Annotated in this window: 20 protein-coding genes and 1 tRNA gene; 15 read left to right on the top strand and 6 right to left on the bottom strand. The window is 59.3% G+C overall.

What is annotated here, in order from left to right; translation table 11 throughout:
- The first annotated feature begins 136 nt into the window (after positions 1–136).
- Both ISP18_RS12735 and ISP18_RS12730 read left to right on the top strand, forming a co-directional pair.
- On the top strand, positions 137–766 hold the full coding sequence (locus ISP18_RS12735) for a DUF47 domain-containing protein (RefSeq protein ID WP_380012302.1): 630 nt from the start codon (positions 137–139) through the stop codon (positions 764–766).
- 18 nt (positions 767–784) lie between these two features.
- Positions 785–1,909 carry an inorganic phosphate transporter gene (locus ISP18_RS12730; RefSeq protein WP_380012299.1) on the top strand — a complete coding sequence of 375 codons (1,125 nt, stop codon included), beginning with the start codon at positions 785–787 and terminating at the stop codon, positions 1,907–1,909.
- Positions 1,910–1,979: 70 nt separating this feature from the next.
- On the opposite strand, the gene ISP18_RS12725 is transcribed toward ISP18_RS12730, so the two are convergent.
- Positions 1,980–2,384 carry a hypothetical protein gene (locus ISP18_RS12725; protein WP_380012296.1) on the bottom strand — a complete coding sequence of 135 codons (405 nt, stop codon included), beginning with the start codon at positions 2,382–2,384 and terminating at the stop codon, positions 1,980–1,982.
- An 86-nt stretch (positions 2,385–2,470) separates the two neighbouring features.
- On the opposite strand from ISP18_RS12725, the gene ISP18_RS12720 reads away from it, so the two are divergent.
- Both ISP18_RS12720 and recQ read left to right on the top strand, forming a co-directional pair.
- On the top strand, positions 2,471–2,806 hold the full coding sequence (locus tag ISP18_RS12720; RefSeq protein WP_380012293.1) for an MGMT family protein: 336 nt from the start codon (positions 2,471–2,473) through the stop codon (positions 2,804–2,806).
- Positions 2,807–3,019: 213 nt separating this feature from the next.
- The gene (gene recQ, locus ISP18_RS12715; protein WP_380012290.1) at positions 3,020–4,834 is read left to right on the top strand and encodes a DNA helicase RecQ; all 1,815 of its coding nucleotides are present in this window, start codon (positions 3,020–3,022) and stop codon (positions 4,832–4,834) included.
- A 54-nt stretch (positions 4,835–4,888) separates the two neighbouring features.
- On the opposite strand, the gene ISP18_RS12710 is transcribed toward recQ, so the two are convergent.
- From ISP18_RS12710 to ISP18_RS12700, 3 genes are all read right to left on the bottom strand, one after another.
- Positions 4,889–5,260 carry a hypothetical protein gene (locus ISP18_RS12710; RefSeq protein ID WP_404559525.1) on the bottom strand — a complete coding sequence of 124 codons (372 nt, stop codon included), beginning with the start codon at positions 5,258–5,260 and terminating at the stop codon, positions 4,889–4,891.
- Positions 5,261–5,361: 101 nt separating this feature from the next.
- Positions 5,362–5,694 (bottom strand): MliC family protein, encoded by a 333-nt coding sequence (locus ISP18_RS12705; RefSeq protein ID WP_380012284.1) that lies wholly within the window; start codon positions 5,692–5,694, stop codon positions 5,362–5,364.
- Between the two features lie 227 nt (positions 5,695–5,921).
- Positions 5,922–6,314, bottom strand: coding sequence for a thioredoxin family protein (locus ISP18_RS12700; RefSeq protein WP_380012281.1), 393 nt, complete (start codon positions 6,312–6,314; stop codon positions 5,922–5,924).
- Between the two features lie 159 nt (positions 6,315–6,473).
- Between ISP18_RS12700 and ISP18_RS12695 the strand changes: the two genes are divergently transcribed.
- Positions 6,474–7,199 (top strand): cytochrome c biogenesis CcdA family protein, encoded by a 726-nt coding sequence (locus ISP18_RS12695; protein ID WP_380012278.1) that lies wholly within the window; start codon positions 6,474–6,476, stop codon positions 7,197–7,199.
- A gap of 120 nt (positions 7,200–7,319) precedes the next feature.
- On the opposite strand, the gene ISP18_RS12690 is transcribed toward ISP18_RS12695, so the two are convergent.
- Entirely contained in the window at positions 7,320–7,742 is a 423-nt protein-coding gene (locus ISP18_RS12690; protein ID WP_380012275.1) for a PepSY domain-containing protein, read from the bottom strand.
- A 413-nt stretch (positions 7,743–8,155) separates the two neighbouring features.
- On the opposite strand from ISP18_RS12690, the gene ISP18_RS12685 reads away from it, so the two are divergent.
- Positions 8,156–9,283: a Cache 3/Cache 2 fusion domain-containing protein gene (locus ISP18_RS12685; RefSeq protein WP_380012272.1), complete on the top strand. Its 1,128-nt coding sequence runs from the start codon at positions 8,156–8,158 to the stop codon at positions 9,281–9,283.
- Between the two features lie 46 nt (positions 9,284–9,329).
- On the top strand, positions 9,330–9,905 hold the full coding sequence (locus ISP18_RS12680) for a hypothetical protein (protein ID WP_380012269.1): 576 nt from the start codon (positions 9,330–9,332) through the stop codon (positions 9,903–9,905).
- Positions 9,906–9,964: 59 nt separating this feature from the next.
- Here ISP18_RS12680 and ISP18_RS12675 read toward each other — a convergent pair.
- Positions 9,965–10,040 (bottom strand) — tRNA-Phe (locus tag ISP18_RS12675).
- Between the two features lie 274 nt (positions 10,041–10,314).
- Here ISP18_RS12675 and ISP18_RS12670 point away from each other — a divergent pair.
- From ISP18_RS12670 to ISP18_RS12635, 8 genes are all read left to right on the top strand, one after another.
- Positions 10,315–11,970: a tyrosine-type recombinase/integrase gene (locus tag ISP18_RS12670; protein ID WP_380012266.1), complete on the top strand. Its 1,656-nt coding sequence runs from the start codon at positions 10,315–10,317 to the stop codon at positions 11,968–11,970.
- Between the two features lie 131 nt (positions 11,971–12,101).
- Positions 12,102–12,968, top strand: coding sequence for a hypothetical protein (locus ISP18_RS12665; RefSeq protein ID WP_380012263.1), 867 nt, complete (start codon positions 12,102–12,104; stop codon positions 12,966–12,968).
- Positions 12,919–13,551 (top strand): hypothetical protein, encoded by a 633-nt coding sequence (locus ISP18_RS12660; protein WP_380012260.1) that lies wholly within the window; start codon positions 12,919–12,921, stop codon positions 13,549–13,551. The genes ISP18_RS12665 and ISP18_RS12660 overlap by 50 nt, the downstream gene beginning before the upstream one ends.
- A gap of 9 nt (positions 13,552–13,560) precedes the next feature.
- Positions 13,561–13,758 (top strand): hypothetical protein, encoded by a 198-nt coding sequence (locus ISP18_RS12655; protein ID WP_380012257.1) that lies wholly within the window; start codon positions 13,561–13,563, stop codon positions 13,756–13,758.
- 40 nt (positions 13,759–13,798) lie between these two features.
- Entirely contained in the window at positions 13,799–14,284 is a 486-nt protein-coding gene (locus ISP18_RS12650) for a JAB domain-containing protein (protein ID WP_380012254.1), read from the top strand.
- Between the two features lie 818 nt (positions 14,285–15,102).
- Positions 15,103–16,665, top strand: coding sequence for a recombinase family protein (locus tag ISP18_RS12645; RefSeq protein ID WP_380012251.1), 1,563 nt, complete (start codon positions 15,103–15,105; stop codon positions 16,663–16,665).
- Complete coding sequence (locus ISP18_RS12640; RefSeq protein WP_380012248.1) at positions 16,662–17,558, top strand: plasmid partitioning protein RepB C-terminal domain-containing protein; 897 nt, start codon at positions 16,662–16,664, stop codon at positions 17,556–17,558. The genes ISP18_RS12645 and ISP18_RS12640 overlap by 4 nt, the downstream gene beginning before the upstream one ends.
- A 2-nt stretch (positions 17,559–17,560) precedes the next feature.
- A complete protein-coding gene (locus ISP18_RS12635) occupies positions 17,561–18,478 on the top strand; it encodes a plasmid partitioning protein RepB C-terminal domain-containing protein (protein WP_380015825.1) in 918 nt (305 codons plus the stop codon).
- The last annotated feature ends 408 nt before the right edge of the window (positions 18,479–18,886 follow it).

Genomic DNA, 18,886 nt, shown 5'->3' with positions numbered 1-18,886 from the left:
GGGTGCGGGCATATGGTGCAGTGTAAGGCACGCCGCCGGCCCTCGGGAGGGTCTGGGCAGGCCCAGGTGGTGCGGTGCGGCAGGGTGGTCCTGTAACATTCGTGAAATATTTGCCCCTTCCGGTCCTGCATCCCACATGTTTTCACTCCAGACGATCTTCGGCAAAGGCGACAAGTTTTACGGCCTGCTGGAACAGAGCGCCGAGGCTGCCCGCGAAAGCGCCAAGGCCCTGCATGAATTGGTCACTCGGAGCGACCACGCCCCGGTCATGGCCGCTTTCGCCTCCGCCCGTTCGCGCGAGAAGGCGCTGGCCGCAAAGATCAGCGAAGAACTGGTCAACACCTTCGTCACCGCGTTGGACCGCGAGGACATCGAGGCGCTCAACACCGCGCTGTACAAAATTCCCAAGAGCGTAGAGAAGTTCGCCGAACGCTACGAGATCGTCGCCGGCCGCCTGCACGGGGTGGACTTCGCCCAGCGCACTCTGGTGCTGACGCGCTCCACCGAAGTGGTGGTGGAGATGATCGGCGAACTGCGCCGCGGTCTGCGCATCGATCCGGTGAAGAAGCTGCAGGACCGCCTGCAGACGCTGGAATCGGAGGGCGACCGCATGCTGCTGGCGCCCTATCGCACGCTCTACCTCGAAAGCGACGACGCCATGCGCGCGATGCTGGCCAAGGATCTGTTCGAATTGATCGAGAAGGCCATCGACCGCTGCCGCGACGTGGGCAACATCGTCTATTCCATCGTGCTGAAGAACTCCTAAGGGATCGGGAGTGCATCCATGAGTCTTGGCCTCGTCGTCGCGGTCGTGCTGATCGCGCTTGTTTTCACCTACATCAACGGCTTTCACGACACCGCCAACTCGATCGCCACGGTCGTGGCCACCAAGGTGCTTTCGCCCGGGCAGGCGGTGTTGCTGGCGGCGGTCACCAACCTGATCGGCGCGATGTGGGGCACGGCGGTTGCCGCCACCATCGCGGCGGGCATCGTCAATACCGGCGTGGTGCACGCGGGGCCGGAACTGCTGATCTGCGCGCTGTTGGCGGCGATCGTGTGGAACTTGATTACCTGGTGGTTGGGCTTGCCGTCCAGTTCCAGTCATGCGCTGGTGGGGGCGCTAGTGGGTGCGGCGATCGCCGAAGCGGGCGGGCGCTTCGCCGCCGTGATCTGGGCGCAGGGCGGTGCGCACTGGTGGGAGGGCAAGGGCGTGTTGCCGAAGGTGGTGATGCCGATGGTGGTGTCGCCGGTGATGGGCTTCGTGCTGGGCTTTGTGCTGATGGGCGGTCTGTATGCCTTGCTGGCCTGGTTCGCTTCCCGCAAAGGTTTTCTGCGCCATCTGGGGCGCACGCCGTTCGTGAACAGTTTCTTCGGCAAGGTGCAGATTCTTTCCGCCAGCGCGATGGGCTTGGCGCACGGCATGAACGATGCGCAAAAGAGCATGGGCATCATCGCGTTGGCGCTGGCCAGCGCCACGGCGGCCGGACGCTTCGACCATCTGCCGGAATGGTTGTCCTTCCTGCGTATCCACGAATCCACGGTGGGCGGCTTCGCTGTGCCGCATTGGGTGGCGGCGGTGTGTGCGCTCACGATGGCCGGCGGCACCGCAGGCGGCGGCTGGCGCATCATCAAGACGCTTGGCCACAAGATGGTGAAGCTGCATCCCATCAACGGCTTTGCGGCGGAAGGCAGTTCCGCACTCGTGATCCTGTGCGCTTCCACCTTCGGCCTGCCGGTGTCGACCACGCACGTTGTGTCGTCCTCGATCATGGGTGTGGGCTCAGCCAAGCGCTTCAATGCCATCCGCTGGTCGGTGGTGGAGCGCATGGTGTGGGCGTGGATACTCACGCTGCCGGTGACGGCGTTGATTGCGTATGGGTTTGTCTGTCTGGCGCGGCAGTTTGTTTGAGCCATCGCCGTCCCGGCCTTCGCCGGGATGGTGGATATGAGCTTTTTGTAAGCGCTTCGCGAGAGGGCTTCTAGAAGCTATCGCCGCTGTCGACAATCAACTGTTCAAGCTGATCGCCCAGCGCACCCAGCTCCGTAATCAACCGCATCAGCTCCTGCCCGTTGACCAGTTCATACGGCCGGTTCTCGCACAGGTGCAGGTACGGCGAACCGTCCAGGTCCGTGACGGCAAGGAAGCCGATGCGCTGCTCCCAATTGAAACGCAGGCAGCGCTTGGGATCGGCGCCGGCTAGGGGGCCGATCGGGGTGGAGATACGCAGGTAGCGGCGGCTGTTCTCGTCTTCCAGTTCGGCCAGGTAGATGCCCTGGTGGCGACCATGCGGCAGCGTCAGGTCGAAGCTGATCACATACGGATCGTTGCGCCGCAAGGTATGCAGGCTGCTGATCATGGAGCGTACGGCTTCGAAGTGATGCATGCGGAATCCGATTCCTGGACTGACCGCTGCTACTCTGCCACGAGTTGAGGATGCTCGGATCAATTCTTCGTAAAGTGCGTGCTGTCATGAAGCCTGAATACCTCAAGGTCTTTGAAGCCATTGCAGCCATTCCGCCGGGACGCGTCGCCAGCTACGGCGCCATCGCAGCGCGCGCCGGCCTGCCGGGCCGCGCGCGGCTGGTGGGCCGCCTGCTGGGCGAGGTGCCCGATGGCATGACGCTGCCGTGGTTCCGCGTGCTGCGCTCCAGCGGCCAGATCGCTATGTCGCCCGGCAGCCGCGGCTTTCGCGAGCAGTGCCGTTTGCTGCGTGCGGAGGGCGTGGAAGTGAAGAATGGCCGTGTGCCGCTGGCGCGCTTCGGGTTGGATGCGGATGTGGATAGGGAGTTGTGGGGATTGAAATGAGGGCGGGGAACAAGGAACGGGGAACAGGGAACATGTAGCTTGCTAGGTCGAAGAAGGTATTGGCTTGCGCCATGTCGCTCGCGGAAGCGACAGCGGACATCATGCGGGAAGACTTGACCCGCAGCATTCAGGCCGCAACGCTCTCCCCGTTCCCCGTTCCCCGTTCCCCGTTCCCCGTTCCCCGTTCCCCGTTCCCCGTTCCTTGGTTCGATGATGCCTGCTACGCCTCTTCACATCCTCCAAAGCGTCTTCGGCTACGCCCACTTCCGCGGTCACCAGCAGGCCATCGTCGAGCACCTGGCCGAAGGTGGCGATGCGCTGGTGCTGATGCCCACCGGTGGCGGGAAGTCGCTGTGTTACCAGATTCCCGCGCTGCTGCGGCAGGGCACCGGCATCGTGGTGTCGCCGCTGATCGCGCTGATGCACGATCAGGTGGACGCGCTGCGCGAGGCTGGCGTGGCGGCGGCGTATCTCAACTCCAGTCTCGACGCGCAGGCGCAGCGCGAGGTGGAGCGCAAGCTGTCGGCTGGCGAGCTGGATCTCCTGTACGTGGCGCCCGAGCGCCTGCTTACCACGCGCTTTCTCGAACAGCTCGACCGCACAGAAGTAGCGTTGTTCGCCATCGACGAAGCGCACTGCGTGTCGCAATGGGGCCACGATTTCCGCCCTGAATACCGCGAACTGACGCTGCTGCATCAGCGCTATCCGCAGGTGCCGCGCATCGCGCTCACGGCAACCGCCGATCCGCGCACACGCGAGGAAATCGTCGAACGCCTGGCGCTGCAGGATGCACGCCAGTTCGTTTCCAGCTTCGATCGTCCGAACATCCGCTACGCCGTGACGCAGCGGCATAACCCGCGCAGCCAGCTGTTGGGTTTTCTCGATGGACATCGCGGCGACGCCGGCATCATCTATTGCCTGAGTCGCCGCAAAGTCGACGAAACCGCTGCTTGGCTTTCCGAAGCGGGCATCGAAACGCTGCCGTATCACGCTGGGCTCGATGCGGCGACGCGCATGGCGAATCAGCAACGCTTTCTGCGCGAGGACGGCATCGTGATGGTGGCGACCGTCGCCTTCGGCATGGGCATCGACAAGCCCGATGTGCGCTTCGTCGCGCATTTGGATCTGCCGCGCAGCATGGAAGGCTATTACCAGGAAACCGGCCGCGCGGGCCGCGACAGCCTGCCGGCCGAGGCGTGGATGATCTACGGCCTGTCTGACGTGGTGACGATGAGCCAGATGATTGCGCAGTCCGAATCGGGCGACGAGCGCAAGCGCGTCGAGCGTTCGAAGCTGGATCTGCTGCTGAGCTACGCCGAGGCCACGCAATGCCGGCGCGAACTGTTGCTGACCGCGTTCGGCGAAACTTTTCCTGGCCCCTGCGGAAACTGCGACAACTGCCTGCAGCCACCGAAGACGTGGGACGCCACCGTGCCCGCGCAAAAGGCGCTATCGGCGGTGTACCGCAGCGGTCAGCGCTTCGGTGCGGGTCACGTGGTCGACATCCTGCGCGGCATCGACAACGAGCGCATGAACCAGCTCGGGCATGACAAGCTCAGCACCTTCGGCATTGGTGCCGACATGGACGAAAAACAGTGGCGATCGGTGTTCCGCCAACTGCTTGCAGCCGGTTTGTTGTCCACGGATGCCGAAGGCTTCGGCACCTTGCGTCTTACCACGGCAAGCCGCGACGTGCTCACCGGTAAGCGCGATGTGCACATGCGCGAGGAAACGCGTCCCGCGCGCCGCGCATCGCGTCGTCGCGACAGCCAACTGGTCACCGGCGCGAGCCTGGGGATCGAATCCTACGAGCAACCGATGTGGGATTCGCTGCGCGCCTTGCGTGCGCGTCTGGCCAAGCAGCACGGCGTGCCCGCTTACGTGATTTTCCACGACGCCACGTTGCTGGCGATGCTGCGCGCGCTGCCGGCGAACGAAGATGAGCTCGCCTCGATTAGCGGCGTGGGCGAAGCGAAGCTCAAGCGTTACGGGCGCGATTTTCTGGAAGTGATCAACGCGCAGGAGTGAGCGCGTCTGAAATTTTCAGCGCGGGATTAAAAATGGGCAAAGGACTGTGACCGATCATCCATGATCAGTCACGTCACGGCTTGGCCGACCCGGCCCGCGGCGCGAGCGGCGCACGCGCGGCTGCGAGGGATCGATGCCAGTAATCCTGAAACCATTGGTAGTGCGCGCCAGCCGAGCATGCGGCAGATAGGCGGCATCGGCGACGTAGCGCCACTCGCTCAATACCTGCGGCAAGCGTGCGTGCGGCCAAGCCTGGCGCAGCGCATCCAGCGCCGCTTCGGCCGAATCGTGCCGGGCCACTTCGCGTGCTTCGACCAGCGAACGCCAGCGATGCCCGTGCTTGACGATACGGAACAGGCCTCGGCTGGAAGGAAAAACGTACTGCGACACCATCGGGAAAAATTCCGAATCCGATAGTGAAAGCATGGCGCACAGTGATGACGCGAGGATTATTTCTATGCGTCACTAAGATGGCGAAGCGTGGTGCGTTCATGACGAACGCGTTGAGTCGTTAGGAAGATGTGAGATCAGTCGGCATGGCACTGAACGCCAGGCGCGCTGGCGATGCTTTCGCCCGTCGCGAGCGGGGCGAGCATGCCGTCGTGCATGCCCTTGGTCCACCATTGCCAGCCTTCACCGGTATAGCGTGCGCCGCTGCCGGAAATCGCAATGTGCAAGGTGTGCGTTTCATCCTGGATCCGAATCACCGCAGTGTTCGGATCGGGATACCTCGCTTGTAGCGTGCGTTCATCGCTGCATGTGTAGTTCATCCATGCAGCAGCTTCATGATCGGAAGGTGCCGACGCGCAGCCACCAAGAACGAGCAGCCATGCAGCCGTTAAGCTGTACTTGATGACCATGGCTAGGCTTCCTCTTTCCTGATTAACCTCGAGATTCAATCTCGCGTTTTATACCTCTTCTCTGCTGCAGGGAGAGGGACAATCTCGCTGTACATAGGGTTCATTACACCATCGTCATCCTGGCGAAAGCCGGGACCCAGCGACTTGTAGATCCTTAACGTCACTGTGCCCCGGCTTTCGCCGAGGTGACGAGCAAAAAAACATGGCCAGATGCTGAGCGTAGGCGTTCAGTGCAAAGCCGACTGCGCCAGCGCCTTGATCTGATCCGGATCGGTCACGCCGACGAGGCGGCCGGTTTCCTTGCTGCCGTCAAAGGCGATCAGCGTGCTCTGCTGGACGATGCCTAGCTCGCGCTTTTCGGCATTCTGCGTGTCGTAGTCGAGCCGCAGGATCAGCAGTTTTTCGAACGCAGGATCCTTGGTCAGCGCGTTGATGGTGGGTTCCTGCTTGCGGCAGGTCGGGCACCAGCTTGCATAGGCGTCCACCAGCACGGCTTGGCCCTTGGCCTGGGCGGCCTTCAATGCCGCGATGCTGAAGGGCTGGATGGGCTGAGCCATTGCCGGCGCGGCGAAAGTCAGGCCAAGCAGTAACACTGCGGAAAGCTTGCGAAGAAAAGACATGGGCAGCTCCTTCTTGAGTGGATTCTGATGGTTATTCGCTGCCAATTACGAGCGGTTACAGCCGTAACCTTCTGAATCATCGGAACGAAAGATCATGAGTTCAAAGGAGTTCAACATGCTCGTTCGTCAGTTTGTATTGTCTGCTTCCGGAGTGTGGTCATGAGTGTCGGCCTCAATCCCGTCGTTGCCTACGCGGCAGGCGTTTTGACCATTCTTTCGCCGTGCGTGATTCCGCTGGTTCCCATCGTGCTTGGCAGCGCGGCGCAGCGTCATCGCTGGGGCCCGCTTGCGCTGGCGTTGGGATTGGTCGCGTCGTTCACGCTCACCGGCTTCGTCATCGCCACGCTCGGCGCATCCATCGGCTTGAACACAGAAACGATCCGGTTGTGGAGCGCCGTGTTGTTGTTGATCGTGGGTGTCGTGCTGATCGTTCCTGCCTTGCAAGGCTTGTTCGAGCATGCCGCTGGGCCGCTCTCTAATTGGGCGGGCGAACGCCAGGCGCGGCTGGAGCGATTCGGTCTGGCCGGGCAGGCGGGCATCGGTGTGCTGCTGGGCCTGGTGTGGAGTCCGTGTGTGGGCCCGACGCTGGGTGCGGCCACCGTGCTGGCTGCGCAAGGCAAGAATCTGGGCCAAGTGGCGTTGGTGATGGGGGCGTTTGCACTTGGCATTGCCAGCGTGCTGTTCGTGATGGCGCTGTTCGCGCAAAGCCTGCTCGCCAGCTGGCGCGGCAGGTTAATGGCGGCAGGTACGCGCGGCCGACGAGTGCTGGGCGTGCTCATCGTGCTGGTGGGTGTGCTGATCGTGACGGGCACCGATCGCAGCTTGGAAGCGGCCATCATCGGTGTGCTGCCGGATTGGGTGACGAATCTCACAACATCGCTGTGATGGCTAGGCTCGTGGCTGGCCACTTCCTTCATTGGCCAGCCACGAGCGATTCGCGATGGGTTGCTGCACGTCTGCAATCCCAAGTTAGAAAACTGGGTTTCTGAGCTGCTGACTCGAGCCTCAGTTCGTACCGATGATGCGTCCTGAATCCGCATCGATCTGCAGCGAGACGCGCGCGCCGGCGTCGTTCCTGGCCTTGGCGGTCCACACGCCGTGATGGAAGTCCACGTCATGCACGTGCGTATAGCCCTGCGTGGAAAGCATGGCGCGAATATCCTTTTCGTTGATGCGTGACACCTGTTTGTCCGGATAGGCCACACCGGTGGTCGGATCCACGCGCAGTTTCACATGAGTGCCATCGCCGCTACGCGCGCGTGCCGTCCACACACCATCCCTGAAGTCGACGTCATGGACATCCGTATATCCTTGCTGCGTAAGCTGCGCGACGACTTGCTGTTGGGTCAGCGCATGTTCCTCCTGCGCCATGGCCACGCCGGCACAACCCAACGCCACAGCAATGGTCAAGGTAGCAATTTTCTTCACAGACTTACCCTCGTTACCGATGAGTGTCTGCGAGTCTTGGTCGCCTGCGATCAACCTGCGGTGAAAGAAAGATTAGCGGGGTAGGGAATGGTTCATGCATGCGCTACGGATGGCAGCGAATCGCGCTCGAATGGTTCGATCTGCGGCATGTGTGGATTCCAGCCAATGCCGCTCGTTCGCGAACCGGGATCCTGTCTCGACGGCCAGCGGGTGGGCTACTCGGGATATGTATGACTGACCTATCAAGTATTAAAAAACATGTCACGGTTGGCAGTTCTTGACAGTCAGTACGATGGATATTTGTCCTCATCGGCCAATCGACAGATCATCGCGATCATTTCGTAACCAATGGATGTCACAATGGGGCCAGGTAGGCCCAGCCGGCATATGTCGAACGTTTTAGGGGGAATTCAATGCTAAGACACTCATTGAGAGTGCGCCTTTTGTTGCCTGTATTGGCACTGGCGCTTGCGACCGTCATCGCGACCGCGATTGGGTTGGCCGTGGTACAGGCACATCAGGTAAAAGCCGATGCCGACGCCTCGATCAAGGGCCAGTCCGTCGCATTGCAAAGTCTTTTTTCCGTGACCCGGTCGATCATGCTGGAGCGGGTGCACAATTCGATGCGGCTGCTTCGCCAGGAAACCGACGCGCTGGGACTGCCCAGCTCGGGTCCAGAGGTAACGGTCTCGGGACGCCAGGCCAACGAATTGCTCTTCGGCAACAAGCCTCAAGCCAATACCTTTCAGGTTGTCGACAGCGTCACCTCGATCATGGATGGCACGGCTACCCTCTTTTCGGCATCGGGCGACGATTTTGTGCGTGTGTCGACCAACGTAAAGAAGGACGACGGATCGCGCGCCATCGGAACGCAGTTGGATCCCCACGGGCCGGCAATCGCGGAAATCCGCAAAGGGCTGGCCTTCTACGGCGTCGTAGATATCCTCGGCAATCCCTATGTCACCGGTTATGAGCCGATTTACGACGGCAGAAATCCGAAACCCATCGGTATCTGGTACGTGGGCTACAAGACCGACCTGGAATCCCTCGATAGCGTTATCGGCGACAGCCACGTACTCGACTCCGGTTTCGTGGCCCTGTTCGACAGCAAGGGCAAACTGCGTTTCCATTCGAAAACCGGCGCTACCACCGACCCCGCCCAGATCGAAAAAGTCAGCCAGGAGCAGCCGCTGGATTGGAGCGTGGACAAGCAGGAGGTTCCGGGATGGGGCTTTACGCTCGTTTCCGCCTACCCGAAGAGCGACATCAACCGGATAATCACGCGTCAAACCCTGTGGATCGGCGGTCTTGGCCTGCTGGTCTGCTTGCTTCTGCTCGGGCTGCAATCCGTGCTGATCTGGAACCGCGTGCTTCAGCCTGTTCAGCGTCTGACCGCGGTGGCCGATCAGCTGAGTTTGGGCAAGTGGGACAACACCATTGAAGAGGTCAAACTCAAGGATGAAATAGGCACCCTGGCCCGGGCCATCGCACGGCTGTCAAACAGCGTACGATTGGCCATGGAACGGCTCAGTAAACGTTGAGGCGTTTGGCTTCGGCCTAGCGCCATAGCTGCCGAGAGTAACGAGGATGGTTAGTGAATTTCGACCGCTTTTCGAGGTTTTGCGCGAGCTGAAAGCGCTGGTGCAGAAGAAGGCTTCGGGCTTCTTCTTTATCGCCACGGAAAGCAACAACTCGTCCACGATCCGGCTGCGGAATGGCCAGATCGAGGACGTTGTTTTCAGCCGATACCGTAGCGACGAAGCTGTGCAACGCTTGTCCGAGGTGTCCACCGCACGCGCGCGCTTTCAGCCCGGAGCGCTCGGCAACGCAGGCACTAGCACGCCGCTGAGTCAGGTCGCATTGCAATGGTTGCTCGGCGGTTTTGAGAACGATGCCTTGGCGCGACAGCCGCCGAAATCGGATGCCAAGCCAAGCGCACCTGCCGCGGCCATTGCGAAGGCGGCACCGAGCCAGCGCGAAATCGTGGAAAAGCTTGCGCTGGACTACTTCGGCCCCATCGCGACCTTGCTATGCGATGAAGCGTTCTCCGGCTCAGGTGATATCGAGCAAGTGCTTGCCCAACTCGCATCGAACATGCCGACGCATGAGGAGTCCGAGCGCTTCATGGCGGAAGCCAGGGCTACGCTGGCGAGAGAGAGCTGAGCGGCCGAATGCCAGAAACGAAAAAGCTCACCAAAAGGCGAGCTTTTTCGCTGAATTCATGGTGGCCGGGGACGGAATCGAACCGCCGACACGGGGATTTTCAATCCCCTGCTCTACCAACTGAGCTACCCGGCCAGGGTATTGCGTTGAGCCGACAATTAAAGCGGAGCCGGCCTCTTTCGTCAAGGGCTTTCTGTGGCCCAAGCCGCGCCGCGCCTGGGGTTGCAGCTTAGCCCCTGAAACCAAGATAGATCATCTTGGTCGGCATGGAAGGGCGTCACCGCCTCGGGAAGAATTTGGCTGAATGACCGCTCTCCAACCGTCCAAAACCGCCCGATCAGGGGCCACAAGGGCGCCATAGACAGGGGTATCATCGATTCCACGGCGTTCGCCAGGACGGGGATCGAACATGGCAGTTCAGCTCGAACTTTCGCAGATGTTGGTCGACAGTTTGACGTTCGAAAACCAGATCGTTGGACTCAACAAAGCCGGTCGCCCTATCTTCGAACCGACCCCACCAGGCACCGTCGAATGGATCGTCCGCGATGGCGGCAAACGCGGGCAGTCAGGCTTGCTCTTGCGCATCACCTCGGGCGCGGTGACGTGGTGCGTAAGACGAAAGATGGGCGGCAAGTCCACCCGGCGCGCCATGGGTCGTGCACGCAAGGCCGATGACTTCACCGGTCGCGTGCTCACCTTGGACGAGGCCCGCAAGCGGGCACGTGCCTGGCTGGTATCGATGGAAGAAAACATCGATCCCTTGCTCGTTCGCGAAGATCACTTGAAGCAAACCAAGCTGGCGACCGAGCACCGGCGCCTGACCATGGCCGTGGCGTTTGCCGACTTCATCGAAGCAAAGCGCAAACACAAGGCCAAGCTGGGCGAAGAAGGGCGCTTGGAAGTGGGTGTCGGCAAACGTCGAACCGCGGATCCCAAGTTGCGTGACAGCAGCACGGCCGACCGCATCAAGGTCCAACGGTGGCTCGACGGCTCGCCGATGTGGCAGGTGCCCGTTGGCCACCTCAACGAGGAGGTGGTCAGCGACAGCCTCACTCCGCTGCTGAAACGGGCATCTGGCGGCCAGCCCAAGATCACGTGGGGCCCTAAGTCGGTCTCGAAAGGAACCCTGGACAAGATCTATCGGCATCTCGATGGCGCTTGGTGGCGCGCGGCCAAGATTTTGAAGCTGGGTGTGGGAAGGGATGAGGGCCCGTTGCGCCTTTGGCGGCAGAACCACGAGAGCGATTGGCCGGCGGATCGTCTTGTCCACAAGGCGCTGGATACCTCGTCGCCCGATCACATCCAATGGCTGAAAGCATTGCTGGATATGCAGCGTGCGGCACACGATCCGGCGGTGTTCACTGCCCGCATCAGTCCGCGGAGCAGGGCCATCAAACCCCATCTCTCTGTGCTCGTGGATTTCTACCTGTTGCTGATCTTGTGGGGAACCCGGGCCACGGAAACCCAACTGTTGGAATGGTCGCAGGTGGACCTGGCCAAGCGGCTGATCTGGCTATCCGAAGACACCACCAAGAACGCGGCGTTGGACGTGGTGCCCCTGACCCCCTGGGCTGCCGAGATCTTGCAGGAGCGCAAACGCCTCAACGAGCTGTGGCGGCCGGATGCGCCGGGGCGGTATGTTTTTCCGTCCCGGGAGCACGGCCATCCGATCAGCAGTCCCCGCGGTGTGTTGGTGGCCCTCGCTGAGAAAACGGGCATCGCGTTGACCGCGCACGACCTGCGCCGGTCCCTGGCCCGCGAGATTGGCAGCGACGACGACTTGATGCACACCGCCCGACTTTTGGTCAGCGGAGCGGCCCTTCACCACGGGGCAGGGAAAGGCGGCAGCCGGGTCGCCGGCGCCACTCATCGCTATTTGGAAGAGAAGGCCAACATCCTGCGTCCTCTTTACCAAAAGCGAGAGAACCGGCTCCGGGAGCTGGTGGGCTTACAGGTGGAAAAGCCGAAAGCCGAGCTGGATGTAGAGGCTGTGCTGGATCGGATGCGGGGCGATCCAAATTTCTTCCAGCAAGTTATGCAGACCGTATTGCGGTCAAAATCCTGATCACAGGATTGCACGGTTTGGGGTATAGCTTGGATTACTCCAACCTTGCGAGGTGGACTGGATATCCGCTTTCGCGAACTTCTGATTGATCAGCGGGCGCAAAATATTGCAACTCATGCTCAGGGGATATCATGGCAAAGGGGAAAACCGCTAAACAGCGACGACTTTACTACTCAGTCCGCACCGGCAAGGTTCCGCCCTACGTCAGAAGGCTCCATATTGTCGAAGTGATGCAGGCCTTCGAGAAGATATACAGCGACTTTCAGCATCAAGGTTATTTTCTGGAAGCCTTCGGCTCGCCAGGGGAGCATGAGTTCGCGGGTAAGCTTGGCAACGTCTACGAGCACATCAAAATTCACTTGAATAAAGATCGTCTCTGGCCGTTATTGGAGAATTTAGCCTTCTACTCGGAAGACGAACTCTTCGACATGTTTGAGTTGCTGGCCGACCATGTGTCAAAGCCAGTGGGCGACGTCATACGTGAGAAGGGGGCCGTTGATCGCTATGAGTTCTACGACAAGAGGGAAGGTCTTAAAGACTTTCGAAAGGCGATCAATCCATTGTTGGCGGACTATGGCAGAGGCTACGAATTGACGGTCAAACGCCACATTTGTGCGTTACCGGATCGGGGCATGGAGCCTCTGATGGCTGAAAAAATTGTCCACCCCGATCACACCAACATCGTCATCCGCGTTGAACTGGCCAAAAACAAATTTTTGAGGCGCGGATCCACCGTTGCGGATCATCGAGACGCTGTGCGGGACCTCGCAGACGTGCTTGAATTTCTCCGCGATGAAGTGAAGCTGGTTCTCAATAGGAACGACGAGAAAGACCTATTCAAGTTGGCCAATGAATTTGGAGTCCGCCACCACCGTCAAACTCAGAAGACCGACTACGACGAAGAAATTTGGTTGAGTTGGATGTTCCACTACTACTTGGGAACCCTCCATGCTTGCACGCGTCTGTTTGAAAAGCACAAATCCCAAGGCAAAGGTTGACGCGCCCATGCCTAAGTCTCTGCCAAGAGCGTTCTCCGACCAATTTCTTCGAAGCAATGGCATCCTTGATCTTGATCCGGAGACATTGCTTCAACCAGAAGAAGCCGCGGTGCTGTTGGGTATAACCACGACTTCATTGGAGCGTCGCCGAAAAGCCGGAGATCCTCCCCCGTTCCGACAAACCAAGCCACGTGCCGCGGTGCGCTATGCGCTCGGCGATGTGCTGGCGACCCGAAGGCTGCATCGCCATACCAGCATCGCGGAGGTGGCGAAGGCCCATGACGACAACCTCGTCAGCCACCTGACATTCAATCACTTCCTACCGGCAGCTGCGGCAGACGAAGAATGGCCGTTCGTGTCCACAGGACATGTGGATCGACCGGTGGACCTCTTCTTTGCGCTCACACTGCCGATCAATAAACGGAAGGGGCTTCGGTGGCTGACGCTGATGGAATATCTGGTTGCTCTGCAAGGGGCCTTGGAGGCAGAGCCCAGAGCCGAGCTTGCGGAAGAGCGACAGAACACGGCCATCCCATATGGAGCTGACTTGCCATCAAACGATAGGGTCCGGTCGCGCACATAACTTCAACATTTGAACAATGCCGAGCTCACCAGTGACCTAATCGGTCGGCCGGTCACGGCACTCCCTCGGCAGGGTTTGCACCTGTTTGTGGGCCAGGATGGCTCCGCGATCGGTGCGCGCAAGGATGCCCTCGTCCACATTGTTCCCGCCTCCACGCCACCGCTCGGCGGCGGCATTCCGGTGCTGCCACCTTCCTCGCTTCGCTGACCGGGGCCCACGGCGCAATCCAGCGCCGTGGGAGAACACCATGGGCCTCATCCAAGATCGTCACGGCAACTACCAACGTCGTGGCACCATCACCGAACAAGACATCCTGGCCACGGCTGAAACCCTCCTGCGCGCCAAGCTTGAACGGCAGGGCAGCATCAGCAACCCCGAAGACGCCGGCGCCTTCCTTCGGATGCGCCTTGGCGCGCTCCTTCATGAGGAATTTCACATCGTCTGGCTGGATCAGCGGCATCGTATCCTCGATTGCCAGCGGCTCTTCATCGGCACCATCGGCGGCGCCAACGTCCACCCGCGGGAAGTCGTCCGAGCAGCTCTTAGCCACAATGCGGCAGCGGTCATCCTGGCGCATAACCACCCGAGCGGTGAACCCGAACCCAGCGCAGCCGATCGTGCCATCACCCAAGAGCTGATCAAGGCGCTGCGCCTCATCGACGTGCGGGTGCTGGATCACTTGGTGATCGGTGCCGGCCACGTCGTCAGCATGGCGTCACGCGGGCTCTTGTAGCCCGCGACCGTGCATGACTGAACGGCTCGTAACGAACTCGTCAGAAAGGGCGATTTTTAGAGCGCACTTTTTCGTTCTCTCCCCGCAGGACGCCGGCATCGTGCCGGACCTGCGTAAGGAGTCACGCATATGTCCAGTCATCAGAACCGAGATTTCATCTTGCAGTTGTATCGCCGGCGCAGCGTCCGGCCGGGCGACATTTATCCGCCTAAGGAACTTTGGTTGGCTTGCTTAAAAGCCGGGATGAGCACGCCCGATTTCAAGGAGGCGACGGATGCTCTGATTGAGGGGGAGGTCATCAATCAGGATTGTAGGTTGCTCCGAAGCCTTGACTAAGGGTCAACCTGGGGCGACGACTTTGTCGTCGCCCTCTTTCTTTGGGAGATGGGCGGCGAAAACGAGCAGTTGAAGGGCGCCGTCTCATTGCGCGAGCGAGACATCGTAGACGCCAAGAGTCGAGAGCAGACGCTTCGGCAACACTTGGAAAACGCGAACAGGAGCATGACGAGTCAAGACAAGACCCTGAAATGGATGACATGCGGTTTGGTTGGGTTGTCTGTAGCTGCGCTGTTGCTGTTGGGGATCATGTTCCTCCGATAGCCAGTTTCATTAGAGCTGCCGCGATAGCGCTGTCGAAGCCATCTTGCCCCGTCGTTGATGTCATGTTGAACGAGATCGGGACCGCTGGAAGGCAAGGATCGTCAGCGTGTCCAGATTCCACATAAACGATTTTGTTAACTCCATCACGGAAGCGGTAGCTGTAGCGAGTAGCGTGCAGGCCCTGAGGCCGCTTGTCCCCTTGATCGTCGAGGTGCCCCATGGCACCGACTTCTGTTCACGATGTCTTTCCCACTTCACCGCGGTTCAAGGTCGCGGAATACGTGAGGATGTCGACCGATCACCAGAAATACTCTACGGCCAATCAGGCGGCCGCCATTCGGGATTACGCTGAATCCCATCACATGGACATCGTCCGGACCTATGAGGACGACGGCAAGAGCGGCTTGGAGATCGGTCAACGACACGGCCTTAAGAAGTTACTTGCCGATGTGGAGACCGGGCATGCCGGCTTCGAGGCTATTCTGGTTTACGACGTCAGCCGGTGGGGCCGCTTTCAGAATTCCGACGAAGCAGCTCATTACGAATACCTATGCACGCGAGTGGGAATTCGCGTTATTTACTGCGCAGAGCCATTTGAGAACGATGGATCACCGCTGGCCACCATCGTCAAGGGCGTAAAGCGATCGATGGCTGCTGAATACAGCCGAGAACTGTCGGCCAAAGTATTCGCTGGTCAGTGCCGGTTGGTGCGCTTGGGGTTTCACCAGGGAGGCAGCCCAGGGTTTGGATTGCGTCGTGCGCTCATCGATGAACAGCGATCCTTCAAGGATCTTCTCACCCGTGGGCAACAAAAGAGCATTCAGACCGACCGCGTCATATTGGTTGCTGGTCCTCCTGAGGAGGTATCGGTGGTTCATCGCATCTACGACATGTTCCTTGGCCGGCACATGGGAGAGCAATCGATCGCGGACCAACTTAACGATGAGAGGATCTTGACCGATTTTGATCGACCCTGGACGCGAGGCACGATTCACCAAGTGTTGACCAACGAAAAATACATCGGCAATAACGTTTACAACCACAGATCCGGGAAACTCAAACAACCAATTGTCTGCAATCCGCCAGAGCGGTGGGTGCGCTGCGATGGTGCTTTCGACGGGATCGTCTCGGCGAATGTTTTCCTGCAAGTTCGAGAGATCATCGCACAGCGCTCGGTGCGACTCGAAGACCACCAAATGCTGGAAATGCTGCGCAGGCTTGCTGAGAAAGTTGGAATGCTGTCTGGCCTTATCATTGATGAGCAAGAGGATATGCCTTCGAGCACGTCCTACCGGCAGCGCTTTGATGGCCTTGTGCGCGCTTACGCACTCATTGGTTACGACAACGGTCGTGACTACGCCTACTTGGACGTGAATCGCCGCCTGAGGACATGGCGCCCGTCGATTGTGACGGCCGTGGTTGATGCCTTAAAAAAGCGGGCTTTCGATGTATTCAGAGATATGGACACGGACTTGGTCACGATCAACGGGGAATGGACTGTGTCGGTCGTGATCGCTCGCAGCATTGAGCAATCAAGTGGCTCGTTACGTTGGAGCGTGCGCTTCGACATGAGCCTCCAGCCTGATATTACTGTCGCTGTCCGCATGGATGCCGCGAACGAATTGGCAAAAGATTATTACCTCATTCCTCGGCTGGACATGGCGGCATGGCCGCGTCATCTAGGGTTCGACAACAGTCCTTTCATTGATGGCTACCGTTTTCAGGACCTCGACATCCTGAGTGCGCTGGCAGCACGTATGCGCCTCAGGGAGGCAGCATGAGCATGTCTGAGAACGTCAACGCGGAGGTTCAGAACATCTCCATTCAAGATATTCATGTCCTAAATCCGCGTTCTCGGGGAAGACGCTCTCGCGCGGAACTGGTCGAGAATATCCGCGCAGTGGGCCTCAAGCGGCCGATCACTGTGAGCAGGCGTGTTGATGGTGACCGGCAGCCTTATGACTTGGTATGTGGACAGGGTCGCCTTGAGGCACTCACGATACTCGGCTACACCATGGTGCCCGCGATGGTGATCGACGTGACGGAGGAAGATTGTCTGGTCATGAGTCTCGTCGAGAACGTCGCTCGGCGGTCCCATAGGGGCATCGACTTCATGCGGGAAGTGGGTCGTCTCCGTGAGCGTGGGCACCCAGATCAGGAAATTGCCGAAATCATCGGAGTGAGCTCTTCGTGGGTTGCAATGATTGGCAATCTGCTTGAACGCGGAGAAGAAACGCTGCTGGCGGCCGTCGAGAGAGAGCTCATTCCCTTGAGCATGGCCACCGACATTGCCAGGGGCACTTCCACTGAAATTCAAGCCATGTTGACCGATGCATATGAAAAAGGATTTCGAGGCAAAAAGCTTTCGCACCTTCGTCGATTGCTCGAAGTCCGCGCCAAGCGAAGTCCGAAGATGCACGATCATGAGAAATCCAGTCCCCGTGAACGAAAACCGATGTCAGCAGCTGATATTCGGCGCATTTTCGAAAAGGAGGCCGAGCGTCAGCGACTGGTGATTAAGAAAGCATCGTTTGTCCACGATCGTCTCGTTTTTTCAACGCAGGCCATCAAGGAGTTACTCGATAACATCGATTTCTTCGGTCTGCTTCAGGCAGAGAGACTGGATTCCTTGCCCAAACTCATCCATGAGCGGATTCGTGGAGTGCAATCGTGAGCATGAACATCGAAGCGCGTTCGACTGGTCTGTCAGCGCAGGGTGTTAAGGTCGCTTTTGCACCAAAATGCATTCGCCTCAGCCTAAACAGCATTCTGCCGCTGAAGGCCATTCGTGCGAACGTTAAAGCGAGCATCAAATACCAACAAATTCTCGCCTCCATTGAAGAAGTTGGACTGGTCGAGTCGCTAGTCGTCACTGCCGCAGCTAAGTCGCCTGGGCAATATTTTTTGGTCGATGGACATCTTCGGATGGTTGCCATCCGAGATCTAGGTTGGTCGGAGGTGCAGTGCTTGGTGACGCGTGACGATGATACCTATACCTACAACAAACGCGTCAGCCGGCTTTCGGCGGTTCAGGACCACAAGATGATCGTGAGGGCTATGGAGCGAGGTGTGTCTGCTGAGCGACTTGCCAAGTCTTTGGCTATTTCGCCTGAAACGATTCGGCACAAATTCCGTCTCCTCAACGGCATCTGCGAAGACGCCGTAGGATTGCTTGCCGATGCGCCGTGTCCCGGAAAGGTTTTTGACATTTTGCGCCAGATGAAGTCATTGCGTCAGATCGAAGCGGCAGAGCTGATGGTCGGCAACAAGAACTATTCGGTGCAGTTCGCCAATGCGATGTTGGCGGCGACTCCGCCTCCCATGTTGGCGTTCGAGAGTAAGGCAACTGGATCGAATGCGATAACGGTAGGTTCCATTGCCCGGATGGAACGAGAGCTGGCCGCGCTCCAGATGCAAACCTCGGCAGTGGAGGACTCCTATGGCCCTGATGTGCTCCATCTAACTGTCATTAAAGGGCACCTAAAAAAATGGCTTGAAAATGCCGCCGTTCTACGCTGGCTCGCGAAGCATCGCCCGGAGTATCTCAAGGAATTTCAGCGGATCACTGAAACCGAGGATGTAAGCGTGGGCTAGGCATTTGCTCGCCGATCATTTCAGCAAGTAGATTCTGCTACGGCACTGAGGCCACGAAATCCAGAAACGCCCATTAAACGCCACTGCGATCATGCCCAACAGGCGCGAGGTCAGTCAGCAGGGGAGAGCTATGTGGAAGTGGTTGTTTAGAACCAAGCCAAAGAAGGGAACCGCAATGCGGGTCGGGCCGAAGATACCCCGCGACGAGGGGCGATCCGGCAGCCCCAAGCATCCCCTGCCCATGCCGGCCGGGTTGGCATTCGGTGACCTGGACTCCCATCTCCGCAACGACCTTGCCGAGACCCCGGAGATCTGGGGCGCCGACTAGGCGCCGATCTATGAGGTCGCCCGAACGGCGGCCAGCCAGGGGGCGATCAGCACCAGGTGTATGTCGCCGTGCGGAGCTAA

Source organism: Dyella humi, assembly GCF_044904605.1.
Taxonomy (GTDB): domain Bacteria; phylum Pseudomonadota; class Gammaproteobacteria; order Xanthomonadales; family Rhodanobacteraceae; genus Dyella_B; species Dyella_B humi.
This window is presented reverse-complemented; position numbering and strand designations above follow the sequence as displayed.